The organism is Rhodococcus sp. BP-349 (genome assembly GCF_019835845.1).
Lineage (GTDB): Bacteria > Actinomycetota > Actinomycetes > Mycobacteriales > Mycobacteriaceae > Rhodococcoides.
Window position 1 is genome coordinate 415,670 of the sequence record NZ_JABUDR010000003.1, and the last position, 24,985, is coordinate 440,654.

Sequence of the window (24,985 nt, forward strand, 5' to 3'; positions counted from 1 at the left end):
CGTCAACGAGGCCGGCGTCGACTTCGAACAGGAGGAATTGTGCAGTGAGACAGTCGTAGTACGAGGCCCACCGGTGTCTCTCGCGGCTGACCGACGGTATCGAGGAACCGGTGTCGCAGTGCGCGTAGTCGTTCGGCATATCGAGGCGACAACGCGTCGAATTCGTGATCCTCGGAGGCATAGAGGAACACGGGTGACACGGGATGGACTGCCAGACCGTGCAACTCGGCCGTGATCCACGCGCGCTCCACCGCGCTACCGGCCACGACGTGATCGCGGCCGGTGACGCCCGGCGCGAACACGACGAGGACTGCCGACGTCGTCGCCATCCGAACGCGCGTGTCGTCGCCCAGTGCCGTGCCGGTGTCCCAGTCCGCGAGGAGACGCATCACGTCCGGTCGTCGGGCGACGTCGAGCTTGACCAGGTCGGTGGCGTCGAGTGCCAGTGTGGCGACATCGATGCCGGTGTCGGGGTCGTCGTCTCCGGGCCACCGCAGTTCGGACATCATCTCGGCGTGCAACGTGGTGGTGAGATAGCGGAGTCTGTCCGATTCCGCCAGGATCTCGCCGATGTCGGACAGCGCTGCCCGATCCGTGATCACGACAGCCGAGCCGTCCTCCGCTGCAGCCGCCGCGCAGAGATCGCGCACGACCTCCTCCGAGAGTGCGCTCGGCGTACCCGAGTGGCGATTGGTCGAACGCGCCATCATGGCCTCGTAGAGGGGCTCGAGAGCGACGTCGGGCGTCGACGCCAGTGTCAGGTCGACACGAACGTTCCCGCGTTCGTCGTTTTCGTCGACGATGGTCGGCACCGCGGTGAGTCCGGCACGGGCAGCGGCGACCCGCGCATTGAACACCGCGGCGCCCACGGCGATCCGGCTCCCGCGGTGTGCGACGTCCAGACCGGTGGTGCGGTGGGGATCGAGGGTGATGGTGACGCGGTCGTCGGACGTGTCCAGCGTCCACGGCTGAACGTTGCCGCCGGACGGCGCGCGCCGGGCGGCCTCCACGATCGAGTCCACGACAGAGGTCGCTGCCTCCGCCGTCGTCGTCGTTTCCGGCTCGTCGGCGGGATCCCGGTCGCTCTCGGCCGTTCCGAGGACGTCGAGCGCTCCGTCGACGTCGATGCGGGTGCGACCGGACGGCAACGAGTGCCCCAGCACGATGCGACGCACCACCGCTGCGACCGTCGCGCCGCCCAGAGCGACGTCACTACCGAGCTGCGGCCACGTCGAGACGGTTCTGTCGACTTCGACCATGGACGCGGCGAATCGCGCCGACACGTCGGACGCACCGAGGATCGACATCACGTGGGGAGCTTTGTCGCGCGTGCTGAGACCGGTGAGAGCTCCCGAATCGAGAGTGCCGACGGCGCCGTGGAAGATCGGACGATCGGGCTCGAGATCGAACCGTTCCACGTCGAGCAGTCCGCGGTCGCTGGTCTCCATGATGACCGGGATGCGGTGCCGCTTGGCGGCCTCACGCAGCAGGACCTTGACATCGAGGGAATCGCATTCCTCGACCACGATGTCGAGGCCGTCCAGGAAGTCGTCCACCGTGTCGGAGGTGATGCCGCGTGCCTCGACGCGCACGGTGAGGTACGGGTCCAGCTCGCCGATACGCCGCGAGACTATGTCGGTCTTGTTCTCGCCGAGGTCCAGAACGGTCGAGGGAATGCGGTTGAGGTTGGACAGTTCCAACTCGTCGAAGTCGGCGACCCGTAACTCTCCGCACAGTCCCTCGAGGGCCAGGGTGTGCGCCACCGCGTGCCCCACGCTGAGGCCCACGACGCCGATCTTCGCCGCACCGAACCGGTCCTGCTCCTCGGCGGTGATCTTGTTGCGGTTGCGATCGAGCCGGAGCCGCCGGAAACCGCGAGGCCCGAGTACGCGGACGAGAGTGCGGCGCCATGGATAGTGCACCCAGCGAGGCGGTTCGTCCAGGACGTCGGCGCCGGGCCGGGGGACGAGAGCGGACAGTCCCCGTGCCTGGGCGTCGAGCGTGTCGAGAACGACGGTCACCCCGTCCGTGACGAGCGAGTCGATCACGGCGCGGTCGCTCGCGGATCGCGGATCGAGAATCGTCGGTGTGGCGTGGTCGGCACGAGCGGGGTTCACCAGCATGTCGGTCACCGGACAAGGCTCCTCGTCGATCGATCGGATACGGCGGTGGCCGCCCACGAGTGCGCCAGTTGGGCTGCCGCGTCGTCGATTCTGCGCACGTGACGGGGATCGGCCCGATCACGGAAATTCTCGAGATCCCACCACAGAGCACGGGTGCGATAGCGCTCGTCGGGGTACACGGCCGGTTCGACGGACTCCGCCGTCACGGCGCCGGTGCTCTGCCACATCCGCAGTACGTGATCCGCCGCCGTGACCAGCGCGTAGCGGGCGCCCAGCAGCGAGCACCCCAAGGGTCCGGCGTAACCGATGACGTCGGCGAGGTGACGCTCCCGTGCCGCCGTCGAGTCGACCCAGCCCGTCTTGAGCTCCACCACGCCGCGCGCGATCCGCTCGGTCACCATCCGCCGCAGCACCATCCGGCCGATCGGGTGATGGCGCCACTCGATATCGGCATGCGTGTCGCGCGCGTCGCTGTACGGGCCCTGCAGTCGGGCACCGGCGAGCATCGCGCCCGAGGTGTCCACTGCGCAGAAGAAGAGAGCGGTGGTCGACCCGTCACGGATGGTGTCGTGTTCCAGGGCCGGCAGGACGTCGTGGTGGGTGTAGCTGCGATGGGCACCCTCGAGGAAACGGGCCCAGAGATCGGGTCTGCCGGCGGGTGTCGTCGCGATGATCGTGCATCCGAAGAGGCTGTCGACGTAGTGACCCTGCGTGTACGCCGCGACGGGCGTGACGGGCAACGCTGACGGGGCCGACATGGGGCACTCCTGCGTCGTGAAGGCGAATCGAGAGAGGTCAGGCGACCGCGTCGACCGGGGTGGACTCGACGATCAGGTAGCGGCGATCGCCCACGACCATGCGGGACATGGCCATGTCGACCTCGACGGCTCGACCGTCCTTACGGACCAGTCGGAGACGCGTGGCGACGGACCCGGCGGAGTACGCGCGCTCGGTGGCGTGGGCGAGGGCGGCGCTGTCCGCGGGATGAAGGATCGTGGACGACGGCACTGCCGCGAGCTCGTCCGCCTCGTACCCGAGCAGGCTGCTGCACGCCGAGTTGTAGAAGGCCAGCGCCCCGGAGGAATCGTGCACGGTCGTCGCTCGCGACGAGTGGACGACGTGGCGATACAGACCGGAGAGTTCGGACTGCTCGGTGACGGAGGCCGCCGACATGCCGACACCCACATTGGCCGCTTCCGTACCCGACATGTGATCCATTGTGGCACAGTGCGTTACGGAAGTGCACGGTCGTCCTCCGAGGAAAGCCGGCACGGAACCCACGTTGTTGTGGGATGTCATGAGTTGCAGGTCACGTCGTTTTCGGATCAGATGGTGCGCAGAGTGTGCGACGACGCCGTTCGAGCTGGGACATCGGCTCGACGTGAGGTCGATCGCGGGGGTAGGGCGCCGATGCGGGGGCACGCTGCGTCCGGGGGAATTCAGGAGAAGTCATGGAAGCGATCGACGGCTCGGCGCACGTTCGGCGTCCGCTGAATGCGTTGGTCTCGGAACTCGCGACCCGGCTTCTCGGCGCGGACGCCGCCACCGTCGTCGTCGCGTATCGCCGGCTGCTCCGCGATCTCGCAGCCGACTTCGAGATGGACACCTGTTTCCTCCGCCACAACGACTCCGACATCGACGCCACCGTGCTGGTCGCCGAGTGGCCGCCCCGTCCGGTCGTACCGGTACCGGACCCCCTCGGTGTCGTCTACTTCGCCGATGCCGATCCCGTGTTCGCCGTCACCCGGGAGCAGGATCGCGTCCAGATCTACCGGCCGAACGATCAACCCGAGAACTACCGAGAGCGGATCGAGAGCGGATCCGGGGTGTCGGCCACGACGGTGGTGACGGTTCCTCTGCTGGGTGACGGCCGCACCCTGGGGGTCCTGGGGTTCGTTCGTTTCGCCGACCGCGAGTGGAACGCGGACGAGCTCGAGGCCGTCACCGCGGTCGGAGCGATGCTCGCCCAGGTGCAGCGGCGTGTGGAGGCGGAGAACGCGCTGCGCCACACCGCGATGATCGACGAACTGACCGGACTGATGAACCGCCACGGGCTGACCGAGCTGCTCGACAGGCGCGCCGGCGACGGCACGGCGGTGGGCGTGTTGTTCGTGGACATCGACCGGCTGGCCGCTCTCAACGACTTCCTCGGCCATCGCATGGGTGACGAGTTCCTGCGGACCGTCGCGGACCGGATCCGCCGTCGACTGCCGGACGGAGACGTGGTGGCGAGGCTCGGCGGGGACGAGTTCGTCGTCGTCCTCGGCGGTGCGCCCACGGCCGAGGACGGTGTGGAACGTGCGGAGATGGTCCGGTCGGTGGTCGCCGAGCCGATGGTGGTGGGGGACGACAGGGTGACCCGAACCGCGAGCATCGGCGTGGCCGTGGGAATCGCGGACCCGTCGGAGATGCTGCGCCGGGCGGATCAGGCAGCGCTGCACGTGAAGTCGTCCGGAGGCAACCGGGTCGTTCTCTACTCGGACGAGATCGCGGCGACCAACGACCTGCGGACCGACGTGGAATTGACGCTGGGCCATGCCATCTCACACGACCGGTTGGTGTTGCACTTCCAGCCCGAGGTGGATCTGCGTACCGGTGAGATCGCCGCGGTGGAGGCCCTCGTTCGCTGGCCGCATCCGACACGCGGCATGCTCGGGCCCGACGTGTTCGTGCCGATCGCCGACGCTGCGAACCTCGCGCCGGAACTGGGTCGCTGGGTCATCGACGCGGCGTGCCGGGCGTATGTGAGCTGGCGGGACGCCACCGGACCGACCGACCTGGTTCTGCGCGTGAACATCTCACCGGTACACCTCGCGGTCCGCGACGTCGCGCAGGAGGTCGCGGACGTCCTGCGGAGCCACGAGATCAATCCCGCGTGCTTCTGCCTCGAGCTGTCCGAGGTGGCTGTGGTGGATTCCGTGGCTCGGTCCGGCGCTGCGCTCACCTCTCTGCGAGAGAAGGGAATCAGAACGGCCATCGACCACTTCGGCGTCGGCTACGCGTCGCTGCTGCATCTCAAGAGACTGCCGCTCGATGTCCTCAAGATCGATCGGCACTTCACCGACGGTCTCGGAGTGGCCGGCGACGATCGCGCTCTCGTCTCCGTGATGATCGGACTCGCCCGATCACTGCGGCTCGACGTCGTCGCCAACGGTGTCGAAACACTCACGGCCGCTCGCACTCTCGTCGAGCTCGGCTGTCACCGCGCGCAGGGTCACGCCATCTGTCCGCCTGTCGACGAACCCACCTTCCGCTCGCTGCTCGTCGACGGGACGCGTCTGCTCGACGTGTCCTGACCGTCGGGTCCGACAGGCCGGAGCGTCACAGGTACACCGTTGAGGACTGCGTTGCCCGCGACACCCTCCACGCGGCTCGGATCGGTGAGGTCGTTGACGCTCGGTCCGCGGACGTCGCGGGCGACCGTGAGTCGCACTCCGTCGCGATCGTGGCCGAAACCGTGCGGGATGCTGACGACACCAGGCATCACGCTGTCGCTCGCGGTCACCTCGATGCGCACGGAGCCCGCCGCAGACAGAACCTCGACGGTGTCCCCGTCGTGGATACCGAGACGGTCGAGGTCGGCGGGATGGGCCAGGAGCCCGTGGCGCGGCTTGCCCTTCACGAGACGTGGAGCATTGTGCATCCACGAGTTGTTGCTGCGGACGTGGCGCCGCCCGATCAGGAGCAGGTCGCCGTCCGCGGGCAGCGTCGCAGCGAGCAGAGCGATGCGCAGCCTGTCGATGTCCGGGGTCACCACGTCGTGCATCAGGGCGATCCGGCGGTTGCGAGTGAGGAGCTTCCCGGGCAGCCCCGGACGAAGCGGGCCGAGGTCCTTGCCGTGCGGGTTCTGCCGCAGGGTTCGCAAGGACACCCCGCGTCGCGCCCGGAGCAGGAGGAGTCCGACGGTGGCGGCGGGGGACAGGCGTGTGCGCACCTCACGGACGACGGCCGCACGATTCAGTCGACCCAGCGTTCGCGCCCTCGCTCCGCGGCGGCGGACGGCGGCGTAGCGCAGACTCAGATCGCGGAAGATCTCCCAGTCGTGACGGGCGCCGGACTCTTTCGGCAGGACTGCCGGATTGAACTTGGCGGTGTTGCGCACCGCGAACGTCGAGAAGATCAGGTCGTAGTGGTCCCGCTCGAGTGCCACCGTGGACGGCAGGATGATGTCGGCGTGGCGTGAGGTCTCGTTGACGTAGATGTCGAAGGACACCATGAAGTCGAGCCCGGCGAACGCTGCGTCGAGTCGGGGTCCGCCGGGCATCGACAACACCGGGTTGCCCGACGCCACCACCATGGCGCGGACGCGGCCGGGCCCGTCGGTCGTCATCTCGTCCACGAGGGTCGAGGCCGGAAGTTCACCGCTGAACTCGGGCAGATCCCGGACTCGGCTGCGCCACTTGTCGAAGTGACCTCGGCTGGTGATCTTGTTCGCGATCAGGTCGACGGCCGGATCGGTGAACAGCACGCCCCCGACCCGGTCGAGGTTGCCGGTCAGAATGTTCAGGACGTGCACGGCCCACTGGCACACGGTGCCGAACTCCTGGGTGGAGACGCCCATTCGGCCGTAGACCGCGGCCGCTCCGGCGTTCGCGAGATCGCGTGCCAGTGTGCGGATCACGTCGGCGTCGATACCGGTGAGGGGTGCCACCGCCTCGGGTGTGAACGCCGCCACCGCCTCGGTCACACCCTCGACGCCGTCGACGTAGGAGGCCGGGGTCGCGGCGCCGTCCGTCAGGACGACGTGAACGAGCGCCAGCAGTAGATGCGCGTCCGTGCCGGGGCGGATGAACAGGTGGGTGTCGGCGACGTCCGCCGTCTCGGTGCGCCTCGGATCGACCACGACCATGCGACCGCCACGCGCGCGCAGTTCCTTCACCCGCTTCCCGAAGTCGGGCACCGTCATCATCGAACCGTTGGACGCCATGGGATTGGCTCCCAGGACGAGGAAGAACTCGGTGTTGTCGATGTCGGCGATCGGCTGGCGGATCTGATGTCCGTAGAACAGCATGTTGGTGAGTTGGTGTGGGAGTTGGTCCAGCGACGTCGCGGAGTACCGGTTGCGGGTGCGCAGCATCGACAGGAACGGGATGCCGTGTGTCATCGCGCCGAGACTGTGCACGTTGGGGTTGCCCGCGTAGACGCCGACGGCGTCGGCACCGTGCTCGTCACGGACGGCTGAGAGGCGACGGGCCACGAGGTCGATCGCCTCGTCCCATCCGATCTCGCGCCATCCCGTTTCGGTGCGCTGCAACGGTCGACGCACGCGGTCCGGATCGTTCAGGATGTCGACGAGAGCCGTCGCCTTGGGACAGATGTGTCCGCGGGACAACGGATCCTTCTTGTCCCCGCGGACGGACTGCACACCCTCGTCGGTCACCGTGTACTCGAGTCCACACATGGCCTCGCAGAGGGTGCAGGTGCCGTGGGCGGTGCGGGTGGTTCCAGCCGAGGTCATTCCGTGCACGCTAGTCGTGTGCACCGGGACGCACCGGGATTCTGTGACGAGTGTGAATTACAGTCGGGCTCGTGGTCACCGGCAACGCATCCGACATTCTCACCTCGCTCACCGACTGGCCGGTCCCGGCGGTGTCGGCCGCGGTGATCGTCGACGGTCCCGACGTGGCGGCGCGACACGGTGATCGGGACCGCGTGCAGGAACTGGCCTCCGTCACCAAACTTCTCGTCGCGTACGCCTCGCTCGTCGCGGTGGAGGAGGGTGCCGTCGAGCTCGACGAGGCGGCGGGGCCCGAGGGATCCACCGTCCGGCACCTGCTCGCCCACACCTCGGGAGTCGCGTTCGACGATCGGCGGCCCACCACGGCGCCAGGGACGAAACGCATCTACTCGAGTGCCGGTTTCGAGATCCTGGCGGAGCACGTGACCGAGCGGTCCGGCATCGAGTTCGGGGAGTATCTGTCCGGCGCCGTGCTCGAACCGTTGGGCATGACCTCGACCGAGCTGCACGGATCGGCCGGCCACGGAGCCCGGTCGAACCTCCGCGACATGGAGGCGTTCGCGGCGGAACTCCTCGAACCGACGCTCGTGTCTCGACAGACCGTGGACGAGGCGACGACCGTGCAGTTCGAGGGACTCGGCGGCATCCTGCCCGGGTACGGGTCGCAGCGACCCAACGACTGGGGTCTGGGCTTCGAGCTCCGCGATCACAAGGCGCCGCACTGGACGGGGGAGACCAACTCGGCGCGCACGTTCGGTCACTTCGGGCAGTCGGGAACGTTCCTCTGGGTGGACCCCGACGCCCGCGTGTCCTGCGTCGTGCTCGCCGACCGTGCGTTCGGGGACTGGGCCAAGCCGCTGTGGACCGCGCTGGGAGACGCGGTGCTCGCCGGCGTGTGACACGTCGCGACACGCCGCGCGAACCCACGCGACACACCGAACGACTGGTGTAACAGGGGTAACTCGAGGCACACTGGTAGAAGCCGTACATCAGCAGACGCGTCAGGCCGTTGGGGAAGACGTCCCTCGTCGAAGCTGGAGGCAACGGTGAACACACTGAACCAATTCGCGGATTCGACCACGGGTGTCGTCTACATCCACTCGTCGCCGGCCGCGCTGTGCCCGCATGTCGAATGGGCGCTGTCCGATGCGCTCGACTGCCGAGCGAATCTCAAGTGGACCGCGCAGCCCGCATTCGACGGTCAACTGCGGGCCACCACCAACTGGACCGGCCCCGTGGGCACCGGTGCCCGGTTGGCCAGCGTGCTGCGCTCGTGGCAGATGCTGCGTTTCGAGGTCACCGAGGACCCCAGTGAGGGAGTCGACGGTGAGCGCTTCGCGCACGTGCCGGGCCTCGGCTTGTGGCACGGTGCCACCAGTGCCAACGGCGACGTGATGGTCGGCGAGCAGCGGCTGCGATCGATCCTGGAGCAGGGACGCGGCGACGTGTACGCGCAGCTCGACCACGTTCTCGGTACCGCCTGGGACACCGAACTCGAGCAGTTCCGCCTCGGTGGAGTCGGCGGAGAGGTCACCTGGCTCGCGAGTTAGTGGGCCTCCGGCCCCCGTGAGCCTTTTGCGCATCCAGGGATGCGCGAAAGGTTCACGGGGCGACGCCACTCAGAGCGGGATGTTCTTGTGGCGACCACGACGCGCCGGGGCGTCCGCCAGTGCGCGGGTGAGTGTGCTGCGCGTGGCGGCCGGATCGATGATCGCGTCCACGACGCCGATGCCCACGGCCCGCTCGACACCACCCGCAATGGCCTCGTGCTCGGCCGTCAGACGGTCGTGCAGCGCCTCACGCTCGTGATCGGGCGCCGCTGCCAGTGCCTTCTTGTGCAGGATGCCCACGGCAGCCTTGGCGCCCATGACGGCAACCTCGGACTCCGGCCAGGCGTAGACGGCCGTCGCTCCGAGCGCCCGCGAATTCATCGCGATGTACGCGCCGCCGTAGATCTTCCGCGTCACCAGCGTCACGCGAGGCACGGTCGCCTCGGCGAAGGCGTGCAGCAGTTTGGCACCGCGGCGAACCACGCCCTCCCACTCCATGCTGACGCCCGGCAGGTATCCCGGAACGTCCACGACGACCACGAGCGGGATGCCGAACGCATCGCACAGTCGGACGAAGCGCGCGGCCTTCTCGGCGGACTCGGAGTTGAGGCACCCGCCGAGGCGGATCGGGTTGTTCGCTATGACGCCCACCGAGCGACCACCGAGGCGGCCGAGACCGGTGACGATGCTGCGTGCCCAGCCGCCCTGGAACTCTTCGAAGGAGGATTCGCCCTCGACGTTGTCGAGCAACTCGTGGATGACCGGGTGCACGTCGTACGCGCGACGATTCGACGCGGGCAGGAGTGCTTTGAGGTCGGTGTCTCCGTGCTGCGCGGCGGCGAGGTCGAACTCGCCCTGCTCACTGAACATGGACACGAGACGGCGACCGCGTGCGAGGGCGTCGAGCTCGTCGTCGGCGACGATGTGGCAGACGCCGGACTTGCGGAAGTGGGTGTCGGGTCCACCGAGCGAGGCCATGTCGACCTGTTCGCCGGTGACGCTGCGCACCACGTCGGGACCGGTGACGAAGACCCGGCCCTCGGGGGCCATGATCACGACGTCGGTGAGGGCGGGGCCGTATGCGGCGCCGCCGGCGGCGAATCCGAGCACGACGGAGATCTGCGGAACGCTGCCCGACGCGCGGACCATGGCCTCGAAGACCAGTCCGACGGCGTGGAGCGCCTCGACGCCCTCGGCGAGACGGGCACCCCCGGAATGCCAGATGCCGACGATGGGCGCTCCGGAATCCAGGGCCTCGTCGATGGCGGAGACGATGTGCTTGCAGCCGTCGACTCCCATCGCGCCGCCCATGACGGTGGCGTCGGAGCAGTAGGCGATGGTGCGGACTCCGTCGATCTCACCCGAGGCGGCGAGCACACCGGACTTGTCACGGTCGTGCAGCGGGGCGGTCGTGCCGGAGTCGAAGAGCTTCTCGAGACGAGCGAGGGGGTCGCGCGGGTCACGCGACGAGGAGTGGCGGGTGTGCGGAGCGAGGACGGTCATCGTGTTCTCCCCTTCATACTGCCGCTCCCGGCAGGGGAGTGGTGGTGCGGGAGGAGACCCGGCGACCTGCGTCGCCGGATCTCCGCCCTCGTGCGCGTACGACTGTCACGCCGTGACGGCTGCGGAGCCGTCAGTGGCGTCCGAAGGCGAGCGCAACATTGTGCCCACCGAATCCGAACGAGTTGTTCAGTGCGTACTCGATCTCGCCGCGACGGGCCTCGCCCGACACGACGTCGAGGTCGATCTCCGGATCCTGGTTGTCCAGGTTCAGCGTGGGCGGAACGATCCCGTCCCGGATGCTGAGCACTGTCAGGATCGACTCCAGGGCGCCGACGGCACCGATGGAGTGCCCGAGGGCCGACTTGGGTGCGTACACGGACGCGTGGTTGCCCACCGCAGCGTTGATCGCGGTCGCCTCGGCCGTGTCCCCGATGGGAGTGGCCGTGGCGTGCGCGTTGACGTGCGAGATGTCCTGCGCCGTCAGCCCCGCCGTCTCGATGGCCCGACGCATCGCTCGCGCCGCACCGGTTCCGGCCGGATCGGGAGCCACCAGGTGGTACCCGTCCGAGGTGATGCCGGCACCGAGAAGTCGTGCGTGGATGGTCGCGCCGCGAGCCTTGGCGTGCTCCTCGCTCTCGATCACCATGAGCGCACCGGACTCGCCGAAGACGAAGCCGTCGCGATCCTTGTCGAACGGCCGCGAGGCCGCCTGCGGATCGTCGTTGCGTGTGCTCATGGCACGCATCATCGAGAAGGCCGCGATCGGCACCGCGTCGATGTGTCCCTCGACTCCACCCGTGACCATGATGTCCGCGTCGCCCATGACGATCATCCGCCATGCGTGAGCGATCGCTTCCGATCCCGACGAGCATGCCGACACCGGTGTGATGACACCGGCGCGCGCACCCAGGTCGAGCCCCACGACAGCCGACGGTCCGTTCGGCATGATCATCTGCACGGCGAGCGGGGACACCTTGCGGTACCCGCCCTCGCGCAGCTTCTTGTCGGCGTCGAGCAGTGCGTCGCCGCCGCCCAGGCCGGTGCCGATCGAGACGCCGAACCGCTCCGAGTCGACCTCGGGGCTGCCGGCGTTCTTCCACACCTCCTTGCCCAGGACGTACGCCATCTGCTCGACATAACTCATGCGTCGTTGCTCGACGCGCGAGAGAAGAGTCGATGGACTGACGGCCAGATGGCCGCCGATACGAACCGGAAGATCGAACTCGGTGACGAAATCGTCCTCGAGTACGTCGATGCCGCTCTCCCCGTTCAGCAGTCCCTTCCACGTCGCGTCGACGTCACCGGCGATGGAGGTGGTCACCGCCAGGCTGGTCACGACGACGTTGCGGAAGCCCCCGTTGGCTGTGCTGGGCGTGGTCACGGTCCTGCTCACTCGCCTGCGGAATCGCTCTGGTTGTCGAGCTTCGCCTTGATGGCCTCGGCGGCCTCGGGGTTCTCGGCTTCGAGCTTCTGGATGTAGTTCACGGCATCGCCGACGGTGCGGAGGCTGGCGAGATCCTCGTCGGGGATCTTGACGCCGTACTTGTCCTCGGTCTGCACTGCGATCTCGACCATGGAGAGGGAGTCGATGTCCAGGTCGTCGACGAACGACTTCTCGACGGTCACCTCGGACGGCTCGATGCCGGTGACCTCTTCGATGATCTCGGCGAGTCCGGCGATGAGTTCTTCCTGCGTGGCCACGGAGTGGCTCCCTTCGTGTAAGGAACTGTGCACACGGCGCGACTGTGCGCCGGTGCGAATGCTGTCTCGACGAACGCTCGTTCTCGAGTCGGGCCGGCTACGTACCGGCCCTGTTCACCCCACGACGTGCGGTGAACGATGCGCACCCCCGGTGTGGTCCGAGACGGACCGGCGGGGCTGCGCGCAGTTACCTAACCGACCGATACCGGGGCGGTGAGGCCGGAGACGTCCTCCGGAGTCTTGAGGGCGACCGTCGGGGTGCCGCGCATCTCGCGCTTGGCGATCCCGACGAGCGTGCCGGCCGGCGGGAGCTCGACGATCGAGGCGACGTCGGACGCGCGCAGCGTCGCGGTGCACAGATCCCACCGGACGGGCCGGGTGACCTGGCCGGCGAGCTTGGCCAGTGCGTCGGCGCCGGAGGTGACCTCCCGGCCGTCGCGGTTGGAGAGCAGGCGACGCGTCGGCTCGGACGGCGTGATGGAGGCTGCTGCGGCGACCACGGCATCCTGCGCGGGGGCCATGAAGCGGGTGTGGAACGCGCCCGCGACGGGCAGAGCGCGAACGCGAGCCTTCTCGGGCGGGTTCGCTGCCAGCGCGGCGAGGTCGGTGAGCAGACCCGCGGCCACGATCTGACCGGCGGCGTTCCGGTTGGCCGCCTCGAGTCCCAGCTCGGTGAGGCGTTCGAGGACCGCGTCCTCGTCGCCACCGAGCACGGCGGACATGCCGGTCGGAGCCAGAGCGCAGGCCTTGGCCATCTCGGCGCCGCGGATCGCGGCGAGAGCGACGGCGTCATCGGCGGAGATGACACCGGCGACAGCGGCTGCGGCGAGTTCACCGACGGAGTGGCCGGCGACGACCATGTTCTCCGGCAGTCCGTGCGTCCGCTCGATCTCCTCGAACGCGAGGAGCGCGGCGGCCACGACGAGCGGCTGGGTCACGGCGGTGTCGGTGATCTCCTCCGCCGTGGCGGTGGTTCCGAGCCGCGTCAGGTCGAGGCCCGACGCCTGCGACCAGAGGGCGAGACGATCCGCGGCCCCGGGAAGTCCGAGCCACGGCACGAGCATGCCGGGTGTCTGAGAGCCCTGTCCGGGCGAAAGCACTGCAATCACGGAACTAAGAAAACACTGTGAAGGCCGTGTCAGGAGATGTTCTACGCGATGAACCTTGTCGGTCGTATTTGTCAGAACCCTACAAACGCCCAGCACGACGGGTCACATCGCTCCTGGCGCAAGAGCCGTTACTGTATGAGATTCCCAAATGTTCCGGCTGTGACTGTTGTTATCGGTGATGGGCTTTCGTTATGGGATTGCGACAGGCGACCCACTGTTGCCGCGATTCTCAGGACGTACGCATCGCGGGCATTGGTGGGATCCCTACCAGTCACCTCCGCGATCCGCTTGAGCCGATATCGCACAGTATTTGGATGAACAAACAGTGACCTGGCACACGTCTCGACCGCTCCACCGCAGTCGAGGTACGCATCGAGCGTGTCGGACAGTGCCGATCCTGCAGCCTGGAGCGGCTGGACGATGAGCTCGTTCAGCGACGTGACCGCCGCCTGGTCGCCCAGCAACGCGCGTTCCGGCAGCAGTTCACCCGCATGGACCGGCCGCGGGGCACCCCGCCATCCGACCACCGCGTGCATCCCCGCGAACGCCTCGACGGCACTCGAGTGCGCGGCGCCGAGCGTGCGGGTCGTCGGACCGATGACCACCGGGGTGTCCGAGAAGTTCCGCATCAGGTCATCGAGGAAGGCGGCGCTGGTCGGGTCCCCGGAGAGATGACCGGAGACGACCATGACCAGCCGAGTGCCCTGCACCACGGCGAGCGCGGCGCGACGGTGGCGCTGCGCCACCGTGTGCACGGTGCCGACGACGGAGACGCCCTGATCCGGAGGGGGAGATCCGACGAGCACGGTGGCCGGCGCCGTCGCGTCCCAGTTGAGGGTCGCGGCACGCGAGAGCATGTCCGAGCCGGTGTCGCCGCGGACGACCGCGTCCACGACGAGGGCCTCGAGCCGGGTGTCCCACGCGCCACGTGACTCGGCCGCACTCGCGTAGACGGACGCGGCGGCGAATCCCAGTTCACGTCCGTAGCGCAGCACCGCCTCCGTGAGCGCGACGAGCTGCTGGTCGTTGCGAGCCAGGGCGGGGAGCCACTGCTCGAAGAACTCCATGGCGACCCGGACCATGTCGACGGTCTGCCGCAGCGTCAGACGACGCGCCAGATCCTGCGGGATGACCTGGAACGCGTCGAGACTGAAGCGGATGTCGCTGTCGGGGTTCTGCAACCACTCGAGGAAGTTGACGACGGCCGTCTGCACGAGCATCTGCACACTCGCGCGCTGCGATGCATCGAGATCGCTCACGAACGGCAGCTGATCCTGCATCTGGGTCAACGCCTCGGTGGAGAGCCTGCTGGAGAACTGCTTCACCCGTCGCAGCAGCGCGTCGGGAAGCGGGACTCGTTGTTGTCTCGCGCGGATCGCGCCACCGGGCCGGTGGGCCTCCGCGGCGGCGCGGCGGAGCTCGCGGCGTTCCCGCACACGCTCCGATTCCCCCTCCGGCGAGCCGTCGGGGGAATCGGGAGCAATGTCGGCCATGGCGACGAACTTACGCGTCGTGCCTGGTGTGACTGTCAGGCGACGCCGGGATCGGCGGTGGAGATCGGTGCGGCCAGGACGTCGTCGATCTGGTAGCGCTCGGCTGCCTCGACGGCCTTGTCCTTGTCCACCTCGCCGGAGCGGGCGAGCGCGGACAGCACAGCGACGACGATGGACTCGGCGTCGACGTTGAAGTGCCGGCGCGCGGCGGTGCGGGTGTCGGAGAAGCCGAACCCGTCGGTTCCCAGCGTCGTGTAGTGGCCGGGAACCCACTGACGGATCTGATCCGGGACCGCACGCATCCAGTCCGACGCAGCCACGAACGGGCCCTGCGCCTCCTGCAGCGTGCTGGTGACGTACGGGACCCGTGGTTCGTCACCGGGGTTGCGCAGTGCCTCGGTCTCGGCGTCGACACCGTCGCGGCGCAGTTCGCCCCAGCTGGTCACCGACCAGACGTCCGCGGACACGCCGTAGTCCTGCGCGAGGAGTTCCTGCGCACGCAGCCCGGACGGCATGCCCACACCGGAGACCAGGATCTGCGCCTTGGGGCCGTCGGCCGTGCCCTTCTGGAACAGGTAGATGCCCTTCAGCAGACCCTCGACGTCGAGGTTCTCCGGCTCCGCCGGCTGACGGTAGGGCTCGTTGTAGAGGGTGATGTAGTAGAAGATGTTCTCTCCACCGAACCCGTCCACACCGTCGGTTCCGCCGTACATCCGGCGCAGACCGTCCTTGATGATGTGCGCGATCTCGAAGGAGAACGCCGGGTCGTACGCGACGGCCGCCGGGTTCGTCGCCGCGAGCAGCAGCGAGTGTCCGTCGGCGTGCTGCAGGCCCTCACCGGTGAGGGTGGTGCGGCCGGCGGTGGCGCCGAGGACGAAGCCGCGGGCCATCTGGTCGGCAGCGGCCCAGAGGCCGTCGCCGGTGCGCTGGAAACCGAACATCGAGTAGAAGATGTACAGCGGGATCATCGGCTCACCGTGCGTCGAGTATGACGTGCCGACCGCGGTGAAGGACGACGTGGAGCCGGCCTCGTTGATGCCCTCGTGCAGGATCTGGCCGGTGACGTTCTCCTTGTAGGCGAGCATCAGTTCCGAGTCGACCGAGGTGTAGAGCTGGCCGTTGCGGTTGTAGATCTTCAGCGACGGGAACCACGAGTCCATACCGAAGGTGCGGGCCTCGTCGGGGATGATCGGCACGACGCGGTGCCCGATCTCCTTGTCGCGAAGAAGTTCCTTCATGACGCGCACGAGCGCCATGGTCGTCGCGACCTCCTGCTTGCCGGAACCCTTCATGATCGACTTGTAGGTCGAGTCGGGCGGCATGGGCAGCGGCTTCGCCGACGTGCGGCGCTCGGGGACGAAGCCGCCCAACGCTTTACGACGGTCGAGCATGTACGCGATCTCGGGGGAGTCCTCGCCCGGGTGGTAGTACGGGGGCAGGTACGGATCCTTCTCGAGCTCCTCGTCGGAGATCGGGATGTGCTGGATGTCGCGGAACGCCTTCAGGTCGTCGAGGGTCAGCTTCTTCATCTGGTGGGTCGCGTTGCGGCCCTCGAAGTGCTTGCCCAACGTGTAGCCCTTGATGGTGTGCGCCAGGATCACCGTCGGCTGGCCCTTGTGCTCCATCGCGGCGGCGTACGCGGCGTGGACCTTGCGGTAGTCGTGACCACCGCGCTTGAGGTTCCAGATCTCGGCGTCGCTGAGATCCTTGACCAGTTCCTTGGTCCGCGGATCGCGCCCGAAGAAGTTGTCGCGGACGTAACTGCCGTCGTTGGCCTTGTACGTCTGGAAGTCGCCGTCGGGCGTGGTGTTCATCAGGTTCACCAGGGCGCCGTCGCGGTCCTTGTGCAGGAGGGTGTCCCACTCGCGGCCCCACACGACCTTGATGACGTTCCAGCCGGCGCCGCGGAAGAACGACTCCAGTTCCTGGATGATCTTGCCGTTGCCGCGCACCGGGCCGTCGAGGCGCTGCAGGTTGCAGTTGACGACGAAGGTCAGGTTGTCCAGACCCTCGGTGGCCGCCACGTGCGCGAGGCCGCGCGATTCCGGCTCGTCCATCTCGCCGTCGCCGAGGAACGCCCACACGTGCTGATCGGTGGTGTCCTTGATGCCGCGATCGGCGAGGTAGTGGTTGAAGCGGGCCTGGTAGATGGCGTTCATCGGGCCCAGGCCCATCGACACCGTCGGGAACTCCCAGAAGTCCTGCATCAGACGCGGGTGCGGGTACGACGGCAGGCCGCCGCCCTGATCGGCGTGGCTGTACTCCTGGCGGAACCCGTCCATCCGCTCCGCCGGAATGCGACCCTCGAGGAACGCGCGGGCGTAGATGCCGGGGGAGGCGTGACCCTGGATGAAGATGTGGTCACCGCCGCCCGGGTGGTCCTTGCCGCGGAAGAAGTGGTTGAAGCCCACCTCGTACAGAGCCGCCGAGGAGGCGTACGTCGAGATGTGGCCACCGACGCCGACGCCGGGGCGCTGCGCACGGTGCACCATGATCGCGGCGTTCCAGCGGATCCAGGCCCGGTAACGGCGTTCCATGGACTCGTCGCCGGGGAACCACGGCTCGTTCTCGGTGGGGATGGTGTTGACGTAGTCGGTCGACGTGAGCGCGGGAATCGACACACGCTTCTCACCGGCACGCTCGAGCATGCGCAGCATCAGGTAGCGGGCGCGCTGCGGCCCGGAGCGCTCGAGAAGCTGGTCGAAGGATTCCATCCACTCGTCGGTCTCGTCACTGTCGATGTCCGGAAGGTACGACGCCACCCCCTCTCGGATGACGCGAACACGGCCGTCCGTGCTCGCCTTCCTGGCGACAGCGCCCATCGCGGCGTCTGCCGCGTCGGTGCGCTCTTCCTTCGTCGATTCCGACAACGTGTGTTCTCCTCGATGTGGCGAGAGCATGGTGTGCTCCCGGTCCAGTGCGAGCCGGTCCTGTGACGCCGGCCCGCTGTGCAGCTTCACGGTGATCTGGGTCAATCTCGGGTGATCGAGGTCAATCCTGCCCCATGGGACCCCGCTTGGTGCAGGTGGTTCCCGATTGGGTATGCGTGAAATCAATGCAACGGAAAAACGTGCAGATCGCCGCGTCGGCTTGCGTCGGGGCGCCCGACACTGTTCGCTTTGACTACTGCACACTTTGCTGTATCGCCCGGTCGGTCTCGATCGGGTTCACGACTCGAAGGAGGACACGACCGTGGTCGCCGCGGCGGACGCCCAGAACTATGCCCAGAAGCTCGGAGTCACCCGCGACATGGTCGTGCAAGAGTTGGGTTGGGACGAGGACACCGACGACGACTTGCGGGCCGACGTCGAGGAGATGATCGGCGCGGAGACCGTCGACGAGGATTCCGACGAGGTGGTCGACGTCGTGCTGCTGTGGTGGCGCGACGGGGACGGAGACCTGGTCGACGCCCTCATGGACGCCATCACCCCGCTCTCCGACGACGGCTTCGTGTGGGTCCTCACTCCCAAGACAGGCCAGTCCGGCCATGTCGAGCCCAGCGAGATCGCCGAGTCCGCACCCACCGCAGGCCTCACCCAGACCTCGACCACGAACCTCGGTGCGTGGATCGGCAGTCGGCTGGTGCAGCCCAAGGCTCAGCCCACGAAGCGCTGATGACGCTCGAGGTGGGGGCCGAGGCTCCCGACTTCACGCTGAAGGATCAGAACAACCAGCCCGTCACGCTGTCGGACTATCGCGGCACCAAGAACGTGCTGCTGATCTTCTTCCCGCTCGCGTTCACGGGCACCTGCCAGGGTGAACTGTGCCGGGTGCGCGACGAGCTGCCGAAGTTCGAGAACGACGACACCGCGGTGCTCGCCGTCTCGGTCGGTCCGCCGCCCACGCACAAGATCTGGTCTGCCGAGCAGGGATACACGTTCCCGCTGCTGTCGGACTTCTGGCCGCACGGCGCCGTCGCGCAGCAGTACGGAGTGTTCAACGAGGACCTCGGGTTCGCCAACCGCGGCACCTTTCTCATCGACACTGCGGGAATGGTGCGGTTCGCCGAGATGATGGGTCCGGGCGAGGCCCGTGACCAGGGGGCTTGGGAGAACGCCCTCGCCACGCTAGATTCTTGAGCGCGTTCCCCGGCTCGGTCGGGGAACGACGGGGCGTATAGCTCAGCGGTAGAGCTCTGGTTTTACACACCAGCGGTCGGGGGTTCGAACCCCTCTGCGCCCACATCATGGACATGCGGCCCAACTGCGAACGGTGCGACGTGGATCTGCCCCCGTCGTCCGTCGACGCTCATGTCTGCACCTACGAGTGCACCTTCTGCACCGCCTGCGTCACGCGCCTGTCGAACGTGTGCCCCAACTGCGGTGGCGGATTCACCCCGCGCCCCGTCCGCCCTTCTCGCGAGTGGCGCGCCGGGTTGTCGGTGGCGCTGCGACCCGGATCGACCGCGCGAGTGCACACGCCGTACACCGAAGCGGAGCTCGACGAGTTCGTGGACCGGGTGAAGGGTGTGCCGCCGGCGGAGCGGTGAGTGGGTTGTCTTTCGCTGGGCGATGGGCGCTGGGCGCTGGGGCGCTGGTGCTGCCGGGCGCAGCGCCCGGTGTTGTGCGCACGCTGAGCGGTGCGCGGGGCACCGTGCGGTGCGCGCGGGGCCAGGGGTGGGGCGCAGCGCGGGTGTCGGCGCACCCGATACGGGTGTTCGTGCAGGTGCCGGTGCCGCCGAGCGCTGCGCCCGGCGCTCCGCGCACGCCGAAGCGTGCGCGGAGCACCGTGCGGTGCGCGCGGGGGAGCGCGGCAGGGCGGCGACTACCGGTCAGAACACCTGCCGGTACAGCTCCTCGATCTGCTGCGCCGTGGGGACCACTGGGTTGTTGTTCGGCGAGCCCGAGGCAAGTGCCTGCTCTGCCATCAACGGGACGAGCTTCTCCCACTTGTCCGCATCCAGACCGTGCGAGCTGGGGGACGGCACTTCGACTGTCGCGCACAGGTTCTCGATGTAGGTGACCAGTGCTGCCGAGGCCACGTCGTCGCTGTCACCCTCATGTGCGGCGCCGAGTTGCCGCGCGCACTCCGCGTACCGCTCCGGGGCGCCGGGGATGGAGAACGCGGTGATCGCGGGGAGCAGCATCGCATTCGACAAACCGTGTGCGACATGGAAATGCCCGCCGATGGGTCGACTCATGCCGTGCACCAGACACACGCTCGCGTTGGAGAACGCCATGCCCGCCTGGGTGGACGCAGCCATCATCGCGGCGCGGGCCTCGGCGTCGTCCCCGTCGGTGTACGCGCGTACGAGGAACCGTCCGATGGTGCGCATGGCGTTGAGGGCCAACGCATCGGAGATCGGGTTCGCCTTCTTGCTGACGTACGCCTCGATCGCGTGGGTCAACGCATCGACACCGGTGTCCGCAGTGAGGCGCGGCGGCATCGACATCGTCAGTTCGGGGTCGACGACGGAGGCGATGGGGAGGAAGGACAGGCCGGGGCACAGCATCTTCTCGTCCGACTCGCTGTCGGTGATGACCGTGAACTGTGTTGCTTCCGAACCGCTTCCGGCGGTCGTCGGGATGGCGATGATGGGCAGCGCCGGTCCGGTGTACGGGCCGGGTGCCTTGTAGTCGCGCATGACGCCGCCGCCCTTGCTCAGCACCGACAGCGCCTTCGCGGTGTCCATGGGGCTGCCGCCGCCGAAGCCGATGACGGCGTCCGCGTCGTGCGCTGCGACCGCGGCGACGCCGGCGGTGAGGGAGTCGGTGGTGGGGTCGGGAACCGTCTCGGCGAACAGCGCACCGGTCTTGCCGGCGGCCGCGATGATGCCCATGACGCGGTCCGCTGCGCCCGTGCTGACCATGAACTTGTCGGTCACGAGAAGGGGGCGCTCGACGCCGAGGTCGGTGAGCACCTGCCCGAGGTCCTCGACGGCGCCGGGTCCCATGCGCAGGAATCGGGGAAAGGAAATGGATGTCGACATCGTCGTCGTGCTCCTTCTCGTGGTCGGTCGGTCGTGCGTGATGCGGAGATGCCGATGCCGCACCGAACCCCATACTGCGGGACGTCGGTGCGGCTCGGGGGAGAGGTGGTCAGTCGTTCTCGGGGAATCCGAGGTTGATGCCGCCGTGGCTGGGGTCGAGCCAGCGGGAGGTGACGGCCTTGGCGCGGGTGAAGAAGTGCACGCCCTCGGTGCCGTGAGCGTGGGTGTCGCCGAAGAGGCTGTTCTTCCAGCCACCGAAGCTGTAGTAGGCCATGGGAACCGGGATCGGCACGTTGATGCCGATCATGCCGACCTCGACCTCGTTCTGGAAGCGTCGAGCGGCGCCACCGTCGTTGGTGAAGATGGCGGTGCCGTTGCCGTAGGGGTTGTCGTTGATGAGCTGCAGTGCCTCGTCGTACGTGTCGACGCGGACCACGGAGAGCACCGGTCCGAAGATCTCGTCGGTGTAGATGCTCATCTCGGGGGTGACGTGGTCGATGAGGGTGGGTCCGAGCCAGAAGCCCTCGGCCGGCCTGATTCCCGTCGCTTCGCTCGCCCCGTCGCCGTCGGCCTTGACGGTGCGGCCGTCCACGACGATGGTGGCGCCGGACTCCTCGCCCGCGTCGACGTAGGAGGCGACCTTGTCGCGGTGCGCCTTGGTCACCAGCGGGCCCATGTCGGCGCCGCGGGTGCCGTCGCCGGTCTCGAGCGGGGTGGTGCGCTCGGCGATCTTGGCGACCAGCTCGTCCGCGATGTCGCCGACCGCGACGAGGGCGGAGATGGCCATGCAGCGCTCACCGGCGGAGCCGAAGCCGGCGTTGACCATGGCGTCGGCGGCGAGGTCGAGATCGGCGTCGGGAAGCACGATAGCGTGGTTCTTGGCGCCGCCGAGGGCCTGGACGCGCTTGCCGTGCGAGGTGCCGGTCGCGTAGACGTACTGCGCGATGGGGGTGGAGCCGACGAAGCTGATGGACTTGATGCTGCGGTTCTCGAGCAGCTCGTCGACGGCCGTCTTGTCGCCCTGGAGGACGTTGAAGACGCCGTCGGGCAGGCCCGCTTCCTTCCACAGCTCGGCGATCCAGATGCTCGCCGTCGGGTCCTTCTCGGACGGCTTGAGCACGACGGTGTTGCCGGCGGCGATGGCGATGGGGAAGAACCACATCGGCACCATGGCCGGGAAGTTGAAGGGGCTGATGATGCCGACGGGTCCGAGCGGCTGGCGCAGGGAGAAGACATCGACTCCGGTGGAGGCGTTCTCAGTGAAGCCGCCCTTGAGCAGATGCGGGATGCCGCAGGCGAATTCGACGACTTCCTGGCCGCGGCTGATCTCACCGAGGGCGTCGGAGAGCACCTTGCCGTGCTCGGCGGTGATGATCTCGGCGAGTTCGCCCTTCTTGGCGTTGAGCAGCTCGCGGAAGTTGAAGAGGATCGCGGTGCGCTTGGACAGCGAGGTGTCGCGCCAGGCGGGGAAGGCGGCGGTGGCCGAGTCGATGACGACGCGGGCATCCTCGACGGTGGCGAGGGCGAGCTCGCCGGTGACCTGACCGGTGGCCGGGTTGGTGACGGGGGAGGTCCTGTCGGAGGTGCCGGCGAACGGCTTGCCGTCCACCCAGTGCGTGATCGTGTTCACGGAGATTCCTTCGGTCGAGTGCTGGCCTGTGACCTGAGTCTCCCTAGCAGAATTGCGTCTGTCAAAGCCCAAAGGCGCACTCTGGCGTGCAGATCTGCACGCGGTGGGTACGCTCACGGCATGTTCTCCGCCGATCACCTCCGCTTCTTCCTGGAGGTCTCGCGCCACGGGCGCCTCAACGACGCTTCGCGAGTGCTGGGCGTCGACCACACGACGGTGGGCCGCCGCATCACCAGTCTGGAGAAGGCGGCGGGCCATCGACTCTTCGATCGCACCCCGGCGGGCTGGCAGCTGACGGAGGCGGGGCGGCGCCTCGTGGGCTACGCGGAGACGGTGGAGTCGACGCTGATCGCGGCGTTCGAGGACCAGACGACGTCCGTGGGCTCGCTGACCGGCTCCGTGCGGATCGCCGCCCCGGACGGTTTCGGTGCCTTCGTGCTCACGCCGCAGCTGACGCGGCTGCGCCGGGACCACCCCCGACTCGACGTCGAGCTGGTCACCGCCACGGAGCACGACGCGCTGAGTACCCGCGGCTTCGACGTCGCCGTGAGTCTGGAGCGGCCGTCGCCGCGATTCATGTCATCGCGGAAGCTGGCGTCGTACGAGCTCAGGCTGTACGCGTCACCGTCCTACCTCCGCGCCGCGCCCGCACTGGAGAGCCTCGACGACCTGCGTCGGCACGTCCTGATCTGGTACGTCGACGCGCTGTTGGACGTGGTGCCGCTCCGCATCCTCGACGCGATGCACCTGGACGGCCGACCGCAGTTCCAGACCAACAACATCACCGGGCACTGGCTCGCGGCCCGCCACGGTCTCGGGATCGCGCCACTACCCAACTACATCGGCGAGCCGGACGACCAGCTGGTCTGCGTGCTGCCCGACGAGTTCGCCGTGCGCCGCGACTACTGGACCGCGATGCCTCGCGACCTCACGCGACTGGCGCGGGTGAAGGCCGTCGACGAACTACTGCGGTCGATCGTCGCCGACGACGTGCACCTGCTGGCACCGGATGCGGACGATCAGTGAGCCCGTCGCGGTAGCGCGAAGACCAACGCGAACGCGAGTACGGCGAATCCGGCACTGACCCCCATCGCCGTCGCCGCGCTGTCGGTGAACGCGGTGGCCAGTGCCTCGGGTCCGGGGCCCACGACGTTCAGCGAGCCGAAGAGGACGCTGCCGATGATGGCGATACCGATCGCGCTACCGACTCGCTGCATCGTCGAGATGACACCGCTCGCGGCGCCCGCGTCGGGCCGATCGACCGTCGCGACGATGAACTGTGCGTTCGGTGCGATGAAGGCGCCGTTGCCCAGGCCGGCGATGAACAAGGGCAGCAACAGCGTCCAGTGAGTGAGCGCCGACGCGTCGGTGAGCAGCAGAACCAGCCAGGCCCACACGAGACCGACACTGACGAAAGCAGTGCCGAGCACCAGGACGTTGCGGCCGAGCCGCTCGCTGAGCTTGTTCGACTGCGACGACGAGATGATGCTGCCGATCGCGAACGGGATCGTCACCACCCCGGTGGCGAGAGCCGAGTTGCCCAGACCGGTCTGCCACAGGATCGAGATGGTGAAGAAGATCGACGTGAAGGCGGCGAAGTAGACGAGGGCGAGGATGACTCCGCCGGTGAACGCGGGCCGGGAGAACAGGCGCGGCGGGACCAGGGGAGTGCGGCCGGCACGCGAGTGGCGCACCTCCCAGACTCCGAAGAGCCCGATGAGGACGATGCCGGCGCCGAGTGTCACGTACGTCCACGTCGGCCACCCGGTGTCCTGGCCCTCGATGAGCGGGACCAGGATCGCGACCAGACCTGCCGTGACGAGTGCGAGCCCCACCCAGTCGATGCCGCGCGCGGGGGCGTCGGGGGAGTCGATCTCGGATCGCGTCGGCAGAATCTTCGCGGCCAGGATCAATCCGATGAGACCGAAGGGCAGGTTGACCCAGAAGACCAGCCGCCACCCGCTCTCGCTGCCGGCGGCCTCGATGATCAGACCGCCGATGATGGGGCCCAGTGCCGACGAGACGCCGATGACGGCGCCCATGATGGCGAACGCCTTGCCCCGCATCTGCGGTGGGAAGAGCAATTGGATGTAGGCGGTGACGGCGGGGACGAAGATGCCGCCCGCGAGTCCCTGCACGATGCGCGCCGCGACGAGCTGCAGATCGTTCTGCGCGAGTCCGCACGCGAGGCTGGCAATCGTGAAGAGGGCGAGTCCGGTGAAGAACACCCACTTGTGACCGATGCGGTCGCCCACCCGGCCCGCCGGGATCAGTGCCAGGCCGAACGCGAGCGCGTATCCGGAGATGATCCAGGACAGGGTGGCCTCGGACGCGTCGAGGCTCGTGCGGATGGTGGGGAGCGCGACGTTGACGATGGTGGTGTCCAGCAGGGCGATGAACATGCCCGTGAGCAGGACGATCAACGACTGCCAGGCACGTCGGGAGACCGCGGGAGCCGCGTTGTCGGCCGAGGTGGAAGTGGTGGACAC

General features: G+C 68.0%; 20 protein-coding genes and 1 tRNA gene. 8 read left to right on the forward strand and 13 right to left on the reverse strand.

Annotation, left to right across the window (positions count from 1 at the left end; translation table 11 throughout):
* Positions 1-2: 2 nt before the first annotated feature.
* The 3 genes from HQ325_RS18345 to HQ325_RS18355 are packed head-to-tail and all read right to left on the reverse strand — an operon-like array spanning position 3 to position 3,332.
* Positions 3-2,123 (reverse strand): Rv1355c family protein, encoded by a 2,121-nt coding sequence (locus HQ325_RS18345; RefSeq protein WP_222632538.1) that lies wholly within the window; start codon positions 2,121-2,123, stop codon positions 3-5.
* A 5-nt stretch (positions 2,124-2,128) separates the two neighbouring features.
* A complete protein-coding gene (locus tag HQ325_RS18350; protein WP_222631629.1) occupies positions 2,129-2,881 on the reverse strand; it encodes a hypothetical protein in 753 nt (250 codons plus the stop codon).
* A gap of 37 nt (positions 2,882-2,918) precedes the next feature.
* Entirely contained in the window at positions 2,919-3,332 is a 414-nt protein-coding gene (locus tag HQ325_RS18355; RefSeq protein WP_222631630.1) for a PAS domain-containing protein, read from the reverse strand.
* A 242-nt stretch (positions 3,333-3,574) separates the two neighbouring features.
* Here HQ325_RS18355 and HQ325_RS18360 point away from each other — a divergent pair, with 242 nt between their 5' ends.
* A complete protein-coding gene (locus tag HQ325_RS18360) occupies positions 3,575-5,419 on the forward strand; it encodes a bifunctional diguanylate cyclase/phosphodiesterase (protein WP_222631631.1) in 1,845 nt (614 codons plus the stop codon).
* On the opposite strand, the gene HQ325_RS18365 is transcribed toward HQ325_RS18360, so the two are convergent.
* The gene (locus tag HQ325_RS18365) at positions 5,338-7,581 is read right to left on the reverse strand and encodes a molybdopterin-dependent oxidoreductase (protein WP_222631633.1); all 2,244 of its coding nucleotides are present in this window, start codon (positions 7,579-7,581) and stop codon (positions 5,338-5,340) included. The two genes, HQ325_RS18360 and HQ325_RS18365, sit on opposite strands and share 82 nt — an antisense overlap.
* Positions 7,582-7,652: 71 nt before the next feature.
* Here HQ325_RS18365 and HQ325_RS18370 point away from each other — a divergent pair, with 71 nt between their 5' ends.
* Both HQ325_RS18370 and HQ325_RS18375 read left to right on the forward strand, forming a co-directional pair.
* Entirely contained in the window at positions 7,653-8,480 is an 828-nt protein-coding gene (locus HQ325_RS18370) for a serine hydrolase domain-containing protein (RefSeq protein ID WP_308014705.1), read from the forward strand.
* Positions 8,481-8,627: 147 nt separating this feature from the next.
* Positions 8,628-9,131, forward strand: coding sequence for a DUF3145 domain-containing protein (locus HQ325_RS18375; RefSeq protein WP_222631635.1), 504 nt, complete (start codon positions 8,628-8,630; stop codon positions 9,129-9,131).
* A 69-nt stretch (positions 9,132-9,200) separates the two neighbouring features.
* Here the strand turns inward: HQ325_RS18375 and HQ325_RS18380 are convergent, their stop codons facing one another.
* The 6 genes from HQ325_RS18380 to aceE all read right to left on the reverse strand — a co-directional run bounded on the left by HQ325_RS18380 (position 9,201) and on the right by aceE (position 17,759).
* On the reverse strand, positions 9,201-10,634 hold the full coding sequence (locus HQ325_RS18380; RefSeq protein WP_222631637.1) for an acyl-CoA carboxylase subunit beta: 1,434 nt from the start codon (positions 10,632-10,634) through the stop codon (positions 9,201-9,203).
* A gap of 130 nt (positions 10,635-10,764) precedes the next feature.
* Positions 10,765-12,015 carry a KasA/KasB family beta-ketoacyl-ACP synthase gene (locus tag HQ325_RS18385; protein ID WP_222631639.1) on the reverse strand — a complete coding sequence of 417 codons (1,251 nt, stop codon included), beginning with the start codon at positions 12,013-12,015 and terminating at the stop codon, positions 10,765-10,767.
* Positions 12,016-12,023: 8 nt separating this feature from the next.
* Complete coding sequence (gene acpM / locus HQ325_RS18390; RefSeq protein ID WP_027505756.1) at positions 12,024-12,335, reverse strand: meromycolate extension acyl carrier protein AcpM; 312 nt, start codon at positions 12,333-12,335, stop codon at positions 12,024-12,026.
* A gap of 191 nt (positions 12,336-12,526) precedes the next feature.
* Positions 12,527-13,444: an ACP S-malonyltransferase gene (locus HQ325_RS18395; protein ID WP_222631641.1), complete on the reverse strand. Its 918-nt coding sequence runs from the start codon at positions 13,442-13,444 to the stop codon at positions 12,527-12,529.
* Between the two features lie 128 nt (positions 13,445-13,572).
* Positions 13,573-14,937 carry a CdaR family transcriptional regulator gene (locus tag HQ325_RS18400; RefSeq protein WP_222631643.1) on the reverse strand — a complete coding sequence of 455 codons (1,365 nt, stop codon included), beginning with the start codon at positions 14,935-14,937 and terminating at the stop codon, positions 13,573-13,575.
* Positions 14,938-14,972: 35 nt separating this feature from the next.
* Positions 14,973-17,759: a pyruvate dehydrogenase (acetyl-transferring), homodimeric type gene (aceE, locus tag HQ325_RS18405; protein ID WP_222632542.1), complete on the reverse strand. Its 2,787-nt coding sequence runs from the start codon at positions 17,757-17,759 to the stop codon at positions 14,973-14,975.
* A 370-nt stretch (positions 17,760-18,129) separates the two neighbouring features.
* Between aceE and HQ325_RS18410 the strand changes: the two genes are divergently transcribed.
* The 4 genes from HQ325_RS18410 (at position 18,130) to HQ325_RS18425 (ending at position 19,426) form a co-directional block, all read left to right on the forward strand.
* Positions 18,130-18,552 (forward strand): DUF3052 domain-containing protein, encoded by a 423-nt coding sequence (locus tag HQ325_RS18410; RefSeq protein ID WP_222631645.1) that lies wholly within the window; start codon positions 18,130-18,132, stop codon positions 18,550-18,552.
* A complete protein-coding gene (locus HQ325_RS18415) occupies positions 18,552-19,016 on the forward strand; it encodes a peroxiredoxin (protein WP_222631647.1) in 465 nt (154 codons plus the stop codon). The genes HQ325_RS18410 and HQ325_RS18415 overlap by 1 nt, the downstream gene beginning before the upstream one ends.
* Before the next feature lie 31 nt (positions 19,017-19,047).
* Positions 19,048-19,119, forward strand: a tRNA-Val gene (locus tag HQ325_RS18420).
* 10 nt (positions 19,120-19,129) lie between these two features.
* On the forward strand, positions 19,130-19,426 hold the full coding sequence (locus HQ325_RS18425; protein ID WP_261778689.1) for a DUF1272 domain-containing protein: 297 nt from the start codon (positions 19,130-19,132) through the stop codon (positions 19,424-19,426).
* A gap of 282 nt (positions 19,427-19,708) precedes the next feature.
* On the opposite strand, the gene HQ325_RS18430 is transcribed toward HQ325_RS18425, so the two are convergent.
* A complete protein-coding gene (locus HQ325_RS18430) occupies positions 19,709-20,866 on the reverse strand; it encodes an iron-containing alcohol dehydrogenase (protein WP_222631650.1) in 1,158 nt (385 codons plus the stop codon).
* A gap of 109 nt (positions 20,867-20,975) precedes the next feature.
* Positions 20,976-22,496 carry a CoA-acylating methylmalonate-semialdehyde dehydrogenase gene (locus HQ325_RS18435; RefSeq protein ID WP_222631651.1) on the reverse strand — a complete coding sequence of 507 codons (1,521 nt, stop codon included), beginning with the start codon at positions 22,494-22,496 and terminating at the stop codon, positions 20,976-20,978.
* 120 nt (positions 22,497-22,616) lie between these two features.
* Between HQ325_RS18435 and HQ325_RS18440 the strand changes: the two genes are divergently transcribed.
* The gene (locus HQ325_RS18440; RefSeq protein ID WP_222631652.1) at positions 22,617-23,522 is read left to right on the forward strand and encodes a LysR family transcriptional regulator; all 906 of its coding nucleotides are present in this window, start codon (positions 22,617-22,619) and stop codon (positions 23,520-23,522) included.
* Here HQ325_RS18440 and HQ325_RS18445 read toward each other — a convergent pair.
* The gene (locus HQ325_RS18445; RefSeq protein ID WP_308014702.1) at positions 23,516-24,985 is read right to left on the reverse strand and encodes an MFS transporter; all 1,470 of its coding nucleotides are present in this window, start codon (positions 24,983-24,985) and stop codon (positions 23,516-23,518) included. The genes HQ325_RS18440 and HQ325_RS18445 overlap by 7 nt on opposite strands.

What these genes read in the sequence shown, in the direction of transcription:
- HQ325_RS18350 (WP_222631629.1), bottom strand. Translation starts at nt 2,881, where the DNA reads ATGTCGGCCCCGTCAGCGTTGCCCGTCACGCCCGTCGCGGCGTACACG.
- HQ325_RS18345 (WP_222632538.1), bottom strand. Translation starts at nt 2,123, where the DNA reads ATGCTGGTGAACCCCGCTCGTGCCGACCACGCCACACCGACGATTCTC.
- HQ325_RS18440 (WP_222631652.1), top strand. Translation starts at nt 22,617, where the DNA reads ATGTTCTCCGCCGATCACCTCCGCTTCTTCCTGGAGGTCTCGCGCCAC.
- HQ325_RS18430 (WP_222631650.1), bottom strand. Translation starts at nt 20,866, where the DNA reads ATGTCGACATCCATTTCCTTTCCCCGATTCCTGCGCATGGGACCCGGC.
- HQ325_RS18355 (WP_222631630.1), bottom strand. Translation starts at nt 3,332, where the DNA reads ATGTCGGGTACGGAAGCGGCCAATGTGGGTGTCGGCATGTCGGCGGCC.
- HQ325_RS18380 (WP_222631637.1), bottom strand. Translation starts at nt 10,634, where the DNA reads ATGACCGTCCTCGCTCCGCACACCCGCCACTCCTCGTCGCGTGACCCG.
- HQ325_RS18360 (WP_222631631.1), top strand. Translation starts at nt 3,575, where the DNA reads ATGGAAGCGATCGACGGCTCGGCGCACGTTCGGCGTCCGCTGAATGCG.
- HQ325_RS18425 (WP_261778689.1), top strand. Translation starts at nt 19,130, where the DNA reads ATGCGGCCCAACTGCGAACGGTGCGACGTGGATCTGCCCCCGTCGTCC.
- aceE (WP_222632542.1), bottom strand. Translation starts at nt 17,759, where the DNA reads ATGGGCGCTGTCGCCAGGAAGGCGAGCACGGACGGCCGTGTTCGCGTC.
- HQ325_RS18400 (WP_222631643.1), bottom strand. Translation starts at nt 14,937, where the DNA reads ATGGCCGACATTGCTCCCGATTCCCCCGACGGCTCGCCGGAGGGGGAA.
- HQ325_RS18415 (WP_222631647.1), top strand. Translation starts at nt 18,552, where the DNA reads ATGACGCTCGAGGTGGGGGCCGAGGCTCCCGACTTCACGCTGAAGGAT.
- HQ325_RS18365 (WP_222631633.1), bottom strand. Translation starts at nt 7,581, where the DNA reads ATGACCTCGGCTGGAACCACCCGCACCGCCCACGGCACCTGCACCCTC.